At 41.3% G+C, this 12,780-nt stretch carries 18 protein-coding genes and 1 tRNA gene; 11 read left to right on the top strand and 8 right to left on the bottom strand.

The window, feature by feature from the left end:
- The first annotated feature begins 60 nt into the window (after nucleotides 1–60).
- From ACO6S0_RS19050 to ACO6S0_RS19075, 6 genes are all read left to right on the top strand, one after another.
- Nucleotides 61–624, top strand: a complete 564-nt coding sequence (locus tag ACO6S0_RS19050) for a YeeE/YedE family protein (protein WP_422349865.1) — start codon at nucleotides 61–63, stop codon at nucleotides 622–624.
- On the top strand, nucleotides 621–1,034 hold the full coding sequence (locus tag ACO6S0_RS19055) for a DUF6691 family protein (protein ID WP_422349866.1): 414 nt from the start codon (nucleotides 621–623) through the stop codon (nucleotides 1,032–1,034). The genes ACO6S0_RS19050 and ACO6S0_RS19055 overlap by 4 nt, the downstream gene beginning before the upstream one ends.
- 47 nt (nucleotides 1,035–1,081) lie before the next feature.
- Nucleotides 1,082–1,153, top strand: a tRNA-Arg gene (locus tag ACO6S0_RS19060).
- A gap of 150 nt (nucleotides 1,154–1,303) precedes the next feature.
- The gene (locus ACO6S0_RS19065) at nucleotides 1,304–1,744 is read left to right on the top strand and encodes a molybdenum cofactor biosynthesis protein MoaE (protein WP_422349867.1); all 441 of its coding nucleotides are present in this window, start codon (nucleotides 1,304–1,306) and stop codon (nucleotides 1,742–1,744) included.
- 4 nt (nucleotides 1,745–1,748) lie between these two features.
- A complete protein-coding gene (gene moaC, locus ACO6S0_RS19070; RefSeq protein ID WP_422349868.1) occupies nucleotides 1,749–2,177 on the top strand; it encodes a cyclic pyranopterin monophosphate synthase MoaC in 429 nt (142 codons plus the stop codon).
- A 42-nt stretch (nucleotides 2,178–2,219) separates the two neighbouring features.
- Nucleotides 2,220–2,510, top strand: a complete 291-nt coding sequence (locus ACO6S0_RS19075; protein WP_422349869.1) for a hypothetical protein — start codon at nucleotides 2,220–2,222, stop codon at nucleotides 2,508–2,510.
- 3 nt (nucleotides 2,511–2,513) lie between these two features.
- Here ACO6S0_RS19075 and ACO6S0_RS19080 read toward each other — a convergent pair whose 3' ends face one another.
- A complete protein-coding gene (locus ACO6S0_RS19080) occupies nucleotides 2,514–3,458 on the bottom strand; it encodes an NAD-dependent epimerase/dehydratase family protein (RefSeq protein ID WP_422349870.1) in 945 nt (314 codons plus the stop codon).
- Nucleotides 3,459–3,522: 64 nt separating this feature from the next.
- Here ACO6S0_RS19080 and ACO6S0_RS19085 point away from each other — a divergent pair, with 64 nt between their 5' ends.
- Together ACO6S0_RS19085 and ACO6S0_RS19090 are read left to right on the top strand one after the other, a co-directional pair.
- Entirely contained in the window at nucleotides 3,523–4,026 is a 504-nt protein-coding gene (locus ACO6S0_RS19085; protein ID WP_422349871.1) for a hypothetical protein, read from the top strand.
- Nucleotides 4,016–4,513 carry a nuclear transport factor 2 family protein gene (locus tag ACO6S0_RS19090; RefSeq protein WP_422349872.1) on the top strand — a complete coding sequence of 166 codons (498 nt, stop codon included), beginning with the start codon at nucleotides 4,016–4,018 and terminating at the stop codon, nucleotides 4,511–4,513. The genes ACO6S0_RS19085 and ACO6S0_RS19090 overlap by 11 nt, the downstream gene beginning before the upstream one ends.
- Before the next feature lie 3 nt (nucleotides 4,514–4,516).
- Here ACO6S0_RS19090 and ACO6S0_RS19095 read toward each other — a convergent pair whose 3' ends face one another.
- From ACO6S0_RS19095 to ACO6S0_RS19110, 4 genes are all read right to left on the bottom strand, one after another.
- Nucleotides 4,517–5,212, bottom strand: coding sequence for a hypothetical protein (locus ACO6S0_RS19095; protein WP_422349873.1), 696 nt, complete (start codon nucleotides 5,210–5,212; stop codon nucleotides 4,517–4,519).
- Between the two features lie 425 nt (nucleotides 5,213–5,637).
- Nucleotides 5,638–6,012, bottom strand: coding sequence for a hypothetical protein (locus ACO6S0_RS19100; protein WP_422349874.1), 375 nt, complete (start codon nucleotides 6,010–6,012; stop codon nucleotides 5,638–5,640).
- A gap of 122 nt (nucleotides 6,013–6,134) precedes the next feature.
- Nucleotides 6,135–6,944: an SDR family oxidoreductase gene (locus ACO6S0_RS19105; RefSeq protein WP_422349875.1), complete on the bottom strand. Its 810-nt coding sequence runs from the start codon at nucleotides 6,942–6,944 to the stop codon at nucleotides 6,135–6,137.
- Nucleotides 6,937–9,216 carry a M28 family peptidase gene (locus tag ACO6S0_RS19110; protein ID WP_422349876.1) on the bottom strand — a complete coding sequence of 760 codons (2,280 nt, stop codon included), beginning with the start codon at nucleotides 9,214–9,216 and terminating at the stop codon, nucleotides 6,937–6,939. The genes ACO6S0_RS19105 and ACO6S0_RS19110 overlap by 8 nt, the downstream gene beginning before the upstream one ends.
- A 122-nt stretch (nucleotides 9,217–9,338) precedes the next feature.
- Between ACO6S0_RS19110 and ACO6S0_RS19115 the strand changes: the two genes are divergently transcribed.
- Nucleotides 9,339–9,812, top strand: a complete 474-nt coding sequence (locus tag ACO6S0_RS19115) for a CBS domain-containing protein (protein WP_422349877.1) — start codon at nucleotides 9,339–9,341, stop codon at nucleotides 9,810–9,812.
- 6 nt (nucleotides 9,813–9,818) lie between these two features.
- Here the strand turns inward: ACO6S0_RS19115 and ACO6S0_RS19120 are convergent, their stop codons facing one another.
- Together ACO6S0_RS19120 and ACO6S0_RS19125 are read right to left on the bottom strand one after the other, a co-directional pair.
- The gene (locus ACO6S0_RS19120; RefSeq protein WP_420401756.1) at nucleotides 9,819–10,172 is read right to left on the bottom strand and encodes a hypothetical protein; all 354 of its coding nucleotides are present in this window, start codon (nucleotides 10,170–10,172) and stop codon (nucleotides 9,819–9,821) included.
- An 11-nt stretch (nucleotides 10,173–10,183) separates the two neighbouring features.
- A complete protein-coding gene (locus ACO6S0_RS19125) occupies nucleotides 10,184–10,756 on the bottom strand; it encodes a pentapeptide repeat-containing protein (protein WP_422349878.1) in 573 nt (190 codons plus the stop codon).
- Between the two features lie 134 nt (nucleotides 10,757–10,890).
- Between ACO6S0_RS19125 and ACO6S0_RS19130 the strand changes: the two genes are divergently transcribed.
- Nucleotides 10,891–11,640: an SDR family NAD(P)-dependent oxidoreductase gene (locus ACO6S0_RS19130; protein WP_422349879.1), complete on the top strand. Its 750-nt coding sequence runs from the start codon at nucleotides 10,891–10,893 to the stop codon at nucleotides 11,638–11,640.
- Nucleotides 11,641–11,676: 36 nt separating this feature from the next.
- Nucleotides 11,677–12,261, top strand: coding sequence for a TetR/AcrR family transcriptional regulator (locus ACO6S0_RS19135; RefSeq protein ID WP_422349880.1), 585 nt, complete (start codon nucleotides 11,677–11,679; stop codon nucleotides 12,259–12,261).
- On the opposite strand, the gene ACO6S0_RS19140 is transcribed toward ACO6S0_RS19135, so the two are convergent.
- Nucleotides 12,258–12,746: a DUF6265 family protein gene (locus ACO6S0_RS19140; RefSeq protein WP_422349881.1), complete on the bottom strand. Its 489-nt coding sequence runs from the start codon at nucleotides 12,744–12,746 to the stop codon at nucleotides 12,258–12,260. The genes ACO6S0_RS19135 and ACO6S0_RS19140 overlap by 4 nt on opposite strands.
- Nucleotides 12,747–12,780 lie beyond the last annotated feature (34 nt).

Here is a 12,780-nt window from a genome sequence, read left to right on the forward strand (position 1 = left end):
TAACTTTGGTTACCTGAGGTTTCAGGTCAAGTGTTTTACTTTGGAAAAATTTTATTGTAGATGGACCTTATATTGCAACCCTGGCCGTGGTATGTTTCCGGACCTTTGATCGTCCTTGTTATGGCCCTATTGATTTTGATGGGCAAACGCTTCGGTATGTCTACCAATTTGGAAACGATGTGCTCGATAGGTGGTGCGGGTCGAATTGCGGACTACTTTAAAACCGACATTAAATCCAAAAGTTGGAGTTTGATGGTGGTCGTTGGGGTAGTCATTGGAGGTTTTTTAGGCGCAAACCTTCTATCTTCCGAAGCGGGTGTGGCCATTTCTGAATCTTCAATTACGTCTTTGAATGAACTTGGCTTTTCAAGTGCAGGAAGTGCCTACTTACCTTCGGAACTTTTTTCAGTGGAAAGCCTATCCAGTCCTTTCACGTGGATTATTTTAATAGTAGCGGGATTCTTGGTAGGCTTTGGTGCCCGTTATGCGGGTGGATGCACTTCGGGACACGCTATTTCAGGTTTGAGCAATCTTCAACTTCCCTCCTTGGTAGCGGTATTGGGCTTTTTCCTTGGGGGCCTAGTCATGATTCATTTCTTGTTTCCCTTAATTTTTAGCCCATGAGAAATGTAGCTTTTTTAATAGTCGGCACCTTTTTTGGGATTGTGCTCTACAAATCAGAGGCAGCTTCTTGGTTCCGAATCTATGAGATGTTCCAGTTCGATGCTTTCCATATGTATGGGATTATGGGGTCCGCGGTAGGCCTGGGGATATTGTTTGTACAATGGGTGAAACGTTCCAAAGCCAAATCATTTCAGGGAAATGAAATTATTATAGCCGATAAGAAAAGGAACTTCGTTGCCAATGCTGTTGGTGGTGTTCTTTTTGGTCTGGGTTGGGCTTTGGCTGGTGCCTGTCCTGGTCCCATGTATACGCTGGTGGGAGCAGGATTCCTTCCCATTTTGATTGTCCTGTTTGGAGCTTTACTGGGCACTTTTATCTATGGCCTTCTAAAAAGCAAACTACCACATTAGCATTTGATTCCCAAAAAAACATATTTTTGCTATCCGTTTCTGGGAATGGCCCCGTAGTTCAATGGATAGAATAGAAGTTTCCTAAACTTTAGATGCAAGTTCGATTCTTGCCGGGGCTACAAAGTAGACGCGCAAAGGTGCGTAGCACCCAAAGCAAGGCTTTGGAACCGAAGTTTATGCCGTACTTGGTTACGGTAATTCTTGCCGGGGCTACAAATTTTCTTCAGCTTTCCCATTTCTTGGTTACCTTAGCAAAAAACAGTTCCTAAATGGAAAAGAAGGTTAAAAACGTGTTTGTTGAGGGAGCCATAAACCCCTCATTTATTGCAGAATCCATAGCGCATCATCAACATAAGACCCAAATTGGGGCGCATGATATTTTTTTGGGACAGGTTAGGGCCGATAAAATTGACGGTAAAACCGTAGGGGCCATAGAGTACACGGCTTATGAGGAAATGGCCAACCAAAAATTCCATGAGATCAGGGAAAGCGCGTTTGACCAATACGACCTCACTTGTATGCATATTTACCACAGTTTGGGCAAAGTTCCGGTGGGAGAACTTTGTCTGTTTGTATTTGTGTCGTCCCCACATCGAAAGACTGCTTTTGACGCGATTCGTTATGTTGTGGAGGAGATAAAAGCACAGGTTCCCGTTTTTGGAAAAGAGATTTTTGAGGATGATTCCTATCAATGGAAAGTAAACACATAATCGGATGGTAGATATTACCCAAAAACAATCTACCCATAGGACGGCCATTGCGCAAGCAGTGGTCAAGGTTAGCAGACAAGAAACCATAATGGCCATTCAAAATGGCACGGTTCCCAAGGGCGATGTTTTTTCCATGAGCAAGGCCGCAGGATTTTTAGGGGTTAAAAAAACCGCTGACTTACTTCCGGATTGCCATCCACTCCCAGTGGAACACTGCGCAATTGATTACACTATTGACGGTTTGGAAATTACCGTTGAAGTGATGGTGCAAACCTTTTATAAAACAGGAGTGGAAGTGGAGGCCATGCATGGAGCAAGCGTTGTGGCACTGAATATGTACGACATGCTCAAGCCCATTGACAAAGGTGTGGAAATACATCACATTAAGCTTTTAAAGAAGACTGGGGGCAAATCGGATATCCACAACGGATAATTTTTATAATTTTAAGAGGCAATTGATGATAAACTCACTCCGATGTCCAATCCCAAGAGAGTCATTATCGATTATAAAAAGCTTACCCCTGGGGTACTTCAACTTTTAGTTCAAAAGTATCCTGATGGATATGGGGACAGGGATATCATTAAGTTTAAGAATATCAAAGGAGAGGCTGTTGAAGCGGTTGAAGTGACCACCATCGATACTATTTTTTTGGTCAAAATCAGTTCAAAACTTCAACACACCATCATCAATTTTGATGAAGCGGATGCCACTGTTCTTGGAATGGACAATTCATCAGAGCATGGATTTAGCTCAGAGGAAGAATAATTCTCACTTCTGACCTAAATTGCGCAACATTTCAGAAGTGGTACTGTCCAAATCAAATTTGGGTTGCCAAGCCCAATCCCTTTTAGCAAAACTGTCATCAATACTGCTAGGCCAGGAATCTGCAATCTGCTGTCTAAAATCGGGGTGATAATCCATCTGGAATTCCGGAATATGCTCTTTGATACTTTGTGCAATTTCATTTGGGGTAAAACTCATGCTTCCCAAATTATAGGATGATCGCACACTGATTTTTTCCGCATCAGCTTCCATCAAATTCAAGGTTGCACTGATGGCATCGTCCATATACATCATGGGGAGCTTAGTGTCTTCTTGCAAAAAACAATTGTATTTCCCAGTTTCCAAAGCTTTGTGATAGATCTCAACTGCATAGTCCGTGGTACCGCCACCGGGCATGGTCTTCCAACTTATAAGTCCTGGATAACGAACACTACGGACATCAATCCCAAACTTGTTGAAATAATATTCGCACCAGCGTTCCCCAGATTGTTTGCTTATGCCATATACCGTGCTAGGCTCCATAACGGTACTTTGGGGGGTGTTCTCTTTAGGCGTATTTGGTCCAAAAACGGCTATGCTGCTGGGCCAAAAGATTTTACTGATTTTCCTGTCTTTTGCCAAATTGAGAACATTGAACAAAGAGTTCATGTTCAGGTTCCAGGCGCGCATGGGGAATTTTTCCGCGGTGGCACTCAACATGGCTGCCATGAGGTATACCTCATCAATCTCATAATGCATCACCACATCTTCAATAGCCTCGTAATTGGTAGCGTCCAAAAGCTCAAATGGCCCTGAATCCATCAGGGATTCACTTCCTTCTCTAATGTCACTTGCTATTACGGTGTCCTTCCCATATTTGGCACGCAATTCCATGGTTAGCTCCGTGCCAATTTGACCGCATGCTCCAAGAATAAGAATTGGTTTTTGCATTTAAAATGAAGTTAATTGAGTTAGCCCGTAAAGATAGCCTTTATTAAAATTTGTACATTCGTCCATGCGAAAATTGTTAGGGTTATTGGCAGCTGGAATTGTTCTATTGGGATTGGGATGCAAGGATAAGAATGCAAGCCCGGAAGAATCCACTTTTGAAGAACTTGTTTTCAACTATCAAAAGATGCCGCAACGAATGGTTTTGAATAGCAAGGCTAACGAGCTGTTGGAAAACTGGCCTGAATTTAGGGCATTCAACTCAAGTTTTGATGTATTGTACAAGGCCAGGAACAACGAAGACCTTGCTTTGGCGCTGGATGATCTAATCGATAAACAAAGCCTGTTAGAGAAATCGCAGTATCCAGCAATGTTTGACGCCTTTGAGGTCAAGAGTCGGTTAAGGGTGGTTAAGACCTACTTGTTTAAAGCCAAATCCCACGTGCTTAACAATAGTGAGACAACAGAGCCCACCATTGAGATGATCAAGGCCTATAATGCCATGCGGGCGCAACTCAATGTTGTTGTTAATAGTCAATTGGACAAAAAACTGATTTTGGATGAAGAGTAGATGCTTGATGCTGATTTTGATGATTTGTGCTGTATTCTTACAAGCCCAAACGGACGATAAGCAACAAATAGATCAACTGCTGGATGCATGGCATTTGGCGGCATCCAATGCCGATTTTGAAGGTTATTTTTCCAGAATGACGGATGATGGGGTGTTTTTGGGAACAGATGCCACTGAAAATTGGCAAAACAATGAATTTAGGGAGTTTTCCAAACCCTATTTTGACCGCGGAAAAGCATGGAGTTTTACCGCCGTGGAGCGAAATATTTATATTGACGAATCCAAGGATTTTGCTTGGTTTGATGAGCTGTTGGACACTCAGATGAAACTATGTAGGGGCTCTGGGGCCCTAAAAAAAGAAAATGGGCAATGGAAAATTGCCCATTATGTGTTATCCATAGCCGTTCCGAACGAACACGTGTCGGAACTGATTGAACTCAAAAAAGAAAAGGACAGTTTGCTATTGTTACAGCTTGGCAAGCAATAGATTTTAATTTTCTCCTTCCGGTTTTTCTTTTCTCGCTTCCAAAGCTTGTTTGCTCAAGCTTGCCAGATTAAAATTGCCATCTATTTTAAGCGCTTCATCTATAGAGGCGATTGCGTCGTCTATCTTGCTTTTGTCCTTGTTGTAAATAACCAACCCTTGTAGGTGATAAAAGGCCGCCTTCAAAGGAACTTCATAGGGTTGCTGTCTTTCATAAAAGGCATATTTCATATCATCTTGGGCGTTGGTAATGCCATATTCAATATTAGCGGTGGCGCCCTCTACGTCCCCGGTCAGAATTTTTAGATCAGCCAATTCGTAGGCGAGATAGGCAGAAGGAGTTCTTGAAAAAAGAATTTCGAAATGTTCCAAGGCACGCTTAGGCTGATTCAAGGCCTTTAGGGAAACAGCTTTGACCTGTACGGCCAAATCCGAGTCATCCCCATTTTTTTCTATGCCAATGGTATTTAAAGCCTGCATATGTTGACCGTTGTTCATGTACACAAAGGCCAAAGTATCTTTTCGCTGTTTGGAAGGGGATAAAACATTCAAGTGGGTAAGTGCTCCTATAACTCCATTGATGTCACCTTGCAAGCGCATCTCCTGATAGTAGTCTTGGTAGTGTTTTAATAGCTCACTTTGTGTCTGGGAAATTCCGTTGAAGCCGACGAACAAGAGCAACAACACAACTAACTTTTTCATTTGTTCACGTTTAGGTGCGCCAAAACTAAAAAAATTATTGGTATGATGCTGTTAAAGAATACTATATAGCGCCCAAGGCGTATTTTGTTAAGATATTTGGGTAGAAATGTAGGTTTTAGTGAAATTGTATTGGAATTAAACCTACCTGCCAGACAGGTTTTAAGAACACACCCCTAACCCCTCTCGAGAGGGGAACAATGTAATCCCTTCTTGAGAAGGGAAGGATTTCTGTAAGCTGAAATCAGGGATGTGTCAGTAATCCAGATGTGTTTCATTAAAGAGATGTATGTAACCTTTAACAGCTTGTATTTTTGTCAGTTCAAGTGTTTTTCCGTTTGCCCATAGGCAAAACTCAGCAAGAGTTATATTCCATAAAAACAAAAAGATGTCCATTGGACATCTTTTTCACTAGCAAGTTTTTTGATTTACAAAGCCATCATGGCAATGTCCTTATCCGTGTATTGTTTTAATAAACTGGCATAAAATGCCAAACTCTTTACATCCTTGGAAAGACAGGATTTTAGAAAATCGCATAGATTTTTATAAAAGAGATTTACGGGCAATGTAGATACCACCATATTGATGGTTTTTGGATCATATTCACCATCATCAAGTACCACATCCATTTTTATGCGGTGATTGTGATAGTCAATTTCCACATCGGCCGCATTGTAATGCTTTCTCAGAATGGACTGATGTAATTCTTGAAATCTTGAGGTTATGTTTTCTCTTGTACTACTTTTTGTAATCAAATTCTCCATCTCCATCAAGATTCTTGTTGTCAACCTTGAATTTCCCATGACATGTATAACTTAATGCTTATATAAAGTTAACGCTGTCAGTTGTAACATATTAAAAACCAATAGTTTAATTAACTTAAATTTATCTTAATTGTTGTGAAACGTGTTGTCCGTGTGGTCAACTACAAAGCTATAGAGGTATTGAATGCATGGGATTTATCAAGAAAATTCCTACTAACTACGGTTTTCCCTGGGTTTTCATTGGAATCCTCGAGATAGATGGGCGCGGGAATGTCCAGTTTTTGGGCCTGTTCCGTATAAAAATCCCGCTTGGCAGGATGATGGGGGTAAACCCCATTAAATAGCTCTCCCCAGTACCCTTTTTCCAAGATGGTAGTTATCATATGGATGCAATCTTCCAAGTGAATCAGGTTTATGGGGTCATGACCATTACGGAGACCAGTTCTTCCAGATAACATGGTAACGGGATTTCTTTTTGGCCCTATAAGTCCTCCAAAGCGTATAACCGTGGTTCTAATGGAATCATCGGTCTGGAAGAGTGTTTCTGCTTGTACCAGTTGCTTGCCAGATTCAGTATTGGGCATGGTAGGGGTTTCTTCCGTGACCTCACCACTTACATCCCCATAAACGGCTGTACTGCTGATGAAGATAATCCTTAATACCGATGAGCTTTTAATTGCCTCAAGAAGCAATTGCATCTTGTCAAAAAAACTCTCTTTGTTTGTTCCCCTCAATCTTGGAGGAATATTGATGATGAGCGTATCAATTTGGGATAAAAAATCTTGGATTTCCCCTTCTATTTTAGATGCTGATAAGGAGACTGTATAAGGACTAATGCCCTCATTTTTAAGTAATTCCAACTTATCCAAAGATGTTGTGGTCCCATGCACCTCGTAATTTTTCTGTATTAGAGACTTGGCCAATGGAAAGCCTAGCCATCCACACCCTAAAATCCCAATTTTTTCAGTCAAATCGCAGGGTTTTTGTTACCAAGATGGCATCGTTCAAAACAAAGGGCATTGGAATGCTATAGTCGGGTCGTGGCGGAATGGTGAAATCTTTATGGGAAAGGAGATCATTTGAGGACTCATAAAACGTCAATTCCAACTCTTTGTCTTTCGGAAAACTCAACTCCAATTCCGTATAGTCATTGTTACTGATATAATGTGTGACTAGTCTTTGTTTTCGGTTAGCGAGAAAACTATCAGATAGAATAATACTATTGACCTTGACCGCATTAAGTTGGATGTCGTTGGTAAATACTTCCAATCGGTTGACCTTTCTTTTAGGGGTAACGCAAAGCTCTAGAATGCGTTCATTCCCAATAATGGTATCCAGGAGTGTATCTATCCAAGGGGCAGGGATATCCTTTTTTGGAGCCTCTTTAACCATTCGGAACCCTGTACCATATTTACTTGCGAGCGCATTGTAATCCCCAGAATCTACTTTCCTTTTTCCCTCTCCCAAAAACTGTGCGTTCCAATCGATCAGGCTTTTATCATAGGTTGCCCAAACTGCGGAGTCGTTATCCGCATTGTAAACGTAAAGTAGGCTACTTGGTTTGGGCTTTTCTGCCGAGAATCTGGAATTTATATGGGCTGATATACCAAAGGCAAAGAAAAGGAAAAGGAATACATAGGCAAATCGCTCTTTGTTTTTAAGTTGACCTAGAAATGGGAGTGCCAAAAAGAACAGCAAGGTGGTAAACACAGTTGCGGCCACCATCATTTTAAGACCGAGTCCTACAGGAAACATCTTGACAAAGGGAGCATGAATAAAGATTGCGGGCAAGGCTAGGAAAACCAGTAAGAGTGGATTTGGTTTATCCTGATTAATAAGGACCATTAGGGCCGCTAAGGTTCCAAACAATGGAACTACAAAAAAACTGGCTCCCTTTAGGTACATCCCGACCAATATGCAAATAATCAGCCATAGAAAAATGGGAGCAACCAAAAGGTTAGCCGTTTTTATCTTTCGGAATTTATGGTACACCCAAAAGCAAACAGCTATTGAAAACATGGCATAAACCACAATGTAGAGATGCCCATTATAGGTGAATCCATGAAGCATATCATTGAATTCCCCATACCACCAAGTGATCATAGACCAAGCAAAGTAGCCCAGGATTCCATTGATTATAAGTGAAAACAATGCTGGAATAAACCCTTTTCCTATATCTATGAAATTGATTTTTTGATGTTTTAGACCATAACCCAAAAGGAATAGAAAAATGAGAACTGCTGCGATTAGCATGGGCCATATCCAAGAAAAGGGATAGGAAATCAATCTAAAAAATGGAAGATTGAAATAGATATAATCACTATCCGCTTTTAGCTGATCAAGGTCAGATTCACTAAAGTGGGCCAGTAATGGCATTAAATAACTGCCTTGATGTGCTAGTGTATTTCTATTAAGACGTTCGTAATTGTCCAATACGGTATGATAATCAAAATGATCGTCTATAAACGCAAAATTAAAACCTTCAATATCCCCATCTTCCCTAAACACCGTTAGATCGGTATCGTTGGGTAACATTTTGTAGATGCTATAGGCCAAAGAATTGGCCACTGGGTATTTTGGACTGGCCTTGGTAAATTCCTCAATCAATCTAGCATTGCCCTGATTGGTCTCAATGAGCATATAACTGGGGCCGCCACTACCTCTTGCCTCAAAGTTTAGTACAAGTCCCACATCCCTGGCCCAAGGGTGTTTGTTTACAAACAGGTCGGCACCATTAAGGCCCAACTCCTCTGCATCCGAAAAAAGAATGATGATATCGTTTTTGGGCGTTTTGTTTTCAGATAAAAAGGCCCGTACTCCTTCCAAAATAGTGGCAACACCACTGCCTGCATCACTAGCCCCTAGGGAGGAGTGGGGGCTGCTATCGTAATGGGTGAGTAAAAGCAAAGCTTTCCCGTTCCCTGAGCCTTTTATTTTAGCAAGGATGTTAGTGGCCTTGCTCAGATTGGCCCAATCCCCTGCAGTATACCCCTCTTGGGTAGTGGTTTCCAATCCTAATTTGTTAAGCTGTGAGATAATATAGCTTTTGACCTTCCCATGTCCAGGAAAACCTACTGCATGTGGTTCTTTGGATATGTTTTTAACATGTTCCAAAGCCCTATCCGTAGCAAAGGTTTGAGGTGCCTTGTCAGCATCACCTCCGTATTGCGGCATTAAGGCCCGATAGCTCCAATACACAGAGAAAACCAGCAGAAGTAGTGCAAGATTTTTAGAAAATTTCATAGTTCGATTAAGTTGGCTCCCAAAAATATGAAATTCTTAAACCTTAGCACGTTCATTGCCAATAATTTAAATAATTCGTTAAAAAAGCCTATATTTATTAATCAACCCTAAAAGTAAATGATATGGCAATCAAGAGTTTTCAAGGTGTTCGATCTAAAGATGCTTCAAAGAAGGAATACGATGCGCCAATTCTTGTGGAGGACTATATGACCAAAAAATTGGTCACGTTTTCACCGGAACAGTCTATTTTGGAAGTGATGGAGGCGTTTGCCAAATATCATATCTCTGGTGGTCCGGTGATGGATAAAAATGGGTTTTTGGTAGGAATTATTTCCGAGGCGGATTGCATGAAGCAAATTTCCGAAAGTCGATACTTCAATCAACCCATTTTGGATAAGAGCGTAGAGCGATTCATGACTAAAACTGTGCAGACCATCCCGCACGATATGAGCATTTTTGACGCTGCTGGTGTTTTTGATAAGCACAACCGCCGCAGGCTTCCTGTGATGAAGAATGATATTCTGGTGGGACAGATCAGTAGAAAGGATATTGTGATCGCAGCGCTGAAGCTTAGTGCCCAGAATTGGAAAAAGTAATTCTGGCTACTCCCGTTTTACAATGATATAATTGTCATTGTCCAAGGGCAAATAACCTAGATCGTACACAAAATAATAGGTGCTTCCTTTTTTGGTGGTGTAGAGGTTTGTGATGTATTCAAAATCGAAACCTTTGTCCATCAGCCGCATTTTTGTTGTCCTGGTTTTTCCTTCTTTTAAAGGAAAACTATCCAGGATGCGGTAGTTTTTCCGCAGTCGGTTGTTGATGTTTCGGACCAAGTTTTTGCTGTCCTTGTTTAGCCTGTTGTTATAGGCATTGCGGCAATGATCGGAACAATACTTTTTATCAATCCGTCCAACAAGCACATCACCACATTCCAAACACTTCTTCTCGGACATATCTACTGCATTTACTCCACAACAATATCGTATTTTTTCAATAAACCGATTAGATTGTCTTTACTGAACCTTGCTTTTTTAAGCCGATTTCGTTCCGGGACTATATTTAAATTGAAAGAAGAGGAGAGGTTGGCTCCGCTCAGATTGGTGAGCTCAAAAATGGCATTTTCCAAATTGCATTGGGAAAAAACAGCCATACTTAGGTCAGCCTCGGTAAAGTCCGTCTCGCTAAGGACGCAATCCAAAAAAGGTGTGGCCTTCAGGGTTAATCCATAAAAGGAACTTAAGGTTAAATTGCAACCATTGAACTGGACACTGAACAAAAGATCATTGCAATCTTCAAAACGAAGCCCTACCAATTTACAGCCATGGAATTCGGTTTCCTTAAAAATGGTGTGCTTTATGTTCGCATTGGTCATATCGCAATCCACAAATTGGCATTCCATAAAGTTTTGGTTGTCCAGATAGCCCTCTGAAAAATTACAACCTTCAAAAATGCAATTTTCATATTCTCCCTTTTTCAATCGAGTTTGGGAAAAATCTTGATTTTTAAAAGTTTTGTCAGCGATAAATGGAGGGTTCATGGGTTTTGATTTGAAGCATAAAGATAAATAATTGTTAAAGCTTGGGTTTGTTTTGGAACAATCATTCCAAAATATATATGTTTGTAGCGGAATGAACGTTCCAAAATAAAATCTTAATCAAAAATTACTTTAAAATGGGAAAACTCGAAAACAAGGTGGCCGTAGTAACCGGAGCCACTAGTGGAATAGGTTTGGCAACTGCCAAAAAGTATCTGGAACAAGGCGCTAAGGTAGTGTTGACCGGAAGAAATCAGGAAAAACTGGAAGCACTCAAGACAGAGCTTTCAGGAGAATATCTTTTGGTAATAGCAGAGGCCTCCAGCACTGCGGACAGTCAGCAGTTGATTGAAAAAACCATTGAAACTTTTGGGAAGATAGACATTCTCTTCCTGAATGCTGGGGTATTTCGTCTGGAGGGAATCAATGAACTGACTGAGGATATTTATGATGAGGTCTATGACATCAATGTCAAAGGACCTTTGTTTACCGTGAAGACGGCCTATGAGCATTTAAATGAGGGAGCCAGTATCATATTCAACACCTCCATAGTCAATGTCAAGGGCTTTGCGGGAATGGCCGCTTATGCATCAAGTAAGGCTGCACTTCGGTCCTTGACCAGAACATTGGCTGCCGAATTTGGACCCAAGGGTATCCGAGTCAATGCTATAGCTCCTGGTCCTATCGATACACCGCTTTATGGAAAACATAATGTGCCCCAGGAAAATGTAGATCAAATGGCTTCCAGTCTTCCATCCATGGTATCGCTTGGAAGATTTGGCACGTCAGCAGAAATTGCAACAACAGCTTTGTTTTTGGCTTCGGAAGACAGCAGCTATATCACTGGTGCTGAAATCCCTGTAGATGGCGGTTTGGCGCAGGTTTAGTTTTTGAATAAATTTGGAACAAATATTCCAAAATATATGCCAAGAACGAAACAATTCAATGAAGAGCAAATATTGATCAAGGCCATGGAACTCTTTTGGGAAAAGGGGTTCCATGCCACATCAATGCAAGATTTGGTTTCGCATTTGGGAATTAATCGGGCAAGTCTCTATGATACTTTTGGCGGAAAGGAGGAATTGTTCAACAAGGCATTTTCCCATTATAGGAGTGGTGCCAGTGATATGCTCCGTGGCCTGTTTGAAAAGGCACCAAGTGTCAAAGCTGGGTTTCAGCAACTTTTTGACATTTCGATTAAGGAATCCATGGAAGATCCATTCCGAAAAGGATGTTTTGTGGTCAATACCACTACAGAACTTATCCCGGGAGATGGGGAATTGCTTCAAATCTTGAATGAAAACAAGTCCAATATGGAACACTTTTTTACCCAATGCATCCAAAAAGGAATAGCAGGAGGTGAATTCCATAAGGACATGGACGCAGAAAGTGTGGCCGCAATGCTTTTTACGCTCTACAGCGGCATGCGCGTAGTGGCCAAGGTAGACCCTGACCCGATTAGGCTAAAAAAAATGATGGACACCGGGCTTTCCATTTTAGATCATTAGTGCTTTCGGTAATTGAAAACCAGCTCTTTCGTTTTTCCTCCTTCTCCTAGCACTACGGATACCCGCATTTTGTCCTCATCCAGTTTTTCCATGGTAAGGCCTTCAAAAAAGACCTTATCTTCTTCCAGTTTTACCAGCTTAAAATCAACTGTCTCCTGTTGGGATTCCCAGCCCGTCAAATCCCCATTAAAATGTTTGAGTTGTAGTACAAGGGTATTGTCCTTTTCTTGGATATGACCAAATTCGTAAAAGGAAATTTTACCCTCATGAACCAGCTTAAACGAAAACATCATGGAACCCCCTAAGGGGGGACTCCAAATTTCCTCGGCTTCACCTCCCAAGGCTTCACCCCGCCAAGATCCCTCTAGCCAGGTAACCCTATTCAAAGAGACATTTGGGGAAGATTCCCCTTCTTCCAATTGCAATGTGTTTTGGGCATGGGTTAAACCCCAATTCAAAAGTAAAAGTGGTATTAAAAATCTCATGATGTCCTTTTTTTAAAGGACGAATAACGCGCGT

Source organism: Flagellimonas sp., assembly GCF_965233845.1.
Taxonomy (GTDB): domain Bacteria; phylum Bacteroidota; class Bacteroidia; order Flavobacteriales; family Flavobacteriaceae; genus Flagellimonas.

What these genes read in the sequence shown, in the direction of transcription:
- ACO6S0_RS19050 (WP_422349865.1), top strand. Translation starts at nt 61, where the DNA reads ATGGACCTTATATTGCAACCCTGGCCGTGGTATGTTTCCGGACCTTTG.
- ACO6S0_RS19055 (WP_422349866.1), top strand. Translation starts at nt 621, where the DNA reads ATGAGAAATGTAGCTTTTTTAATAGTCGGCACCTTTTTTGGGATTGTG.
- ACO6S0_RS19065 (WP_422349867.1), top strand. Translation starts at nt 1,304, where the DNA reads ATGGAAAAGAAGGTTAAAAACGTGTTTGTTGAGGGAGCCATAAACCCC.
- moaC (WP_422349868.1), top strand. Translation starts at nt 1,749, where the DNA reads ATGGTAGATATTACCCAAAAACAATCTACCCATAGGACGGCCATTGCG.
- ACO6S0_RS19075 (WP_422349869.1), top strand. Translation starts at nt 2,220, where the DNA reads ATGTCCAATCCCAAGAGAGTCATTATCGATTATAAAAAGCTTACCCCT.
- ACO6S0_RS19080 (WP_422349870.1), bottom strand. Translation starts at nt 3,458, where the DNA reads ATGCAAAAACCAATTCTTATTCTTGGAGCATGCGGTCAAATTGGCACG.
- ACO6S0_RS19085 (WP_422349871.1), top strand. Translation starts at nt 3,523, where the DNA reads ATGCGAAAATTGTTAGGGTTATTGGCAGCTGGAATTGTTCTATTGGGA.
- ACO6S0_RS19090 (WP_422349872.1), top strand. Translation starts at nt 4,016, where the DNA reads ATGAAGAGTAGATGCTTGATGCTGATTTTGATGATTTGTGCTGTATTC.
- ACO6S0_RS19095 (WP_422349873.1), bottom strand. Translation starts at nt 5,212, where the DNA reads ATGAAAAAGTTAGTTGTGTTGTTGCTCTTGTTCGTCGGCTTCAACGGA.
- ACO6S0_RS19100 (WP_422349874.1), bottom strand. Translation starts at nt 6,012, where the DNA reads ATGGGAAATTCAAGGTTGACAACAAGAATCTTGATGGAGATGGAGAAT.
- ACO6S0_RS19110 (WP_422349876.1), bottom strand. Translation starts at nt 9,216, where the DNA reads ATGAAATTTTCTAAAAATCTTGCACTACTTCTGCTGGTTTTCTCTGTG.
- ACO6S0_RS19115 (WP_422349877.1), top strand. Translation starts at nt 9,339, where the DNA reads ATGGCAATCAAGAGTTTTCAAGGTGTTCGATCTAAAGATGCTTCAAAG.
- ACO6S0_RS19120 (WP_420401756.1), bottom strand. Translation starts at nt 10,172, where the DNA reads ATGTCCGAGAAGAAGTGTTTGGAATGTGGTGATGTGCTTGTTGGACGG.
- ACO6S0_RS19125 (WP_422349878.1), bottom strand. Translation starts at nt 10,756, where the DNA reads ATGAACCCTCCATTTATCGCTGACAAAACTTTTAAAAATCAAGATTTT.
- ACO6S0_RS19130 (WP_422349879.1), top strand. Translation starts at nt 10,891, where the DNA reads ATGGGAAAACTCGAAAACAAGGTGGCCGTAGTAACCGGAGCCACTAGT.
- ACO6S0_RS19135 (WP_422349880.1), top strand. Translation starts at nt 11,677, where the DNA reads ATGCCAAGAACGAAACAATTCAATGAAGAGCAAATATTGATCAAGGCC.
- ACO6S0_RS19140 (WP_422349881.1), bottom strand. Translation starts at nt 12,746, where the DNA reads ATGAGATTTTTAATACCACTTTTACTTTTGAATTGGGGTTTAACCCAT.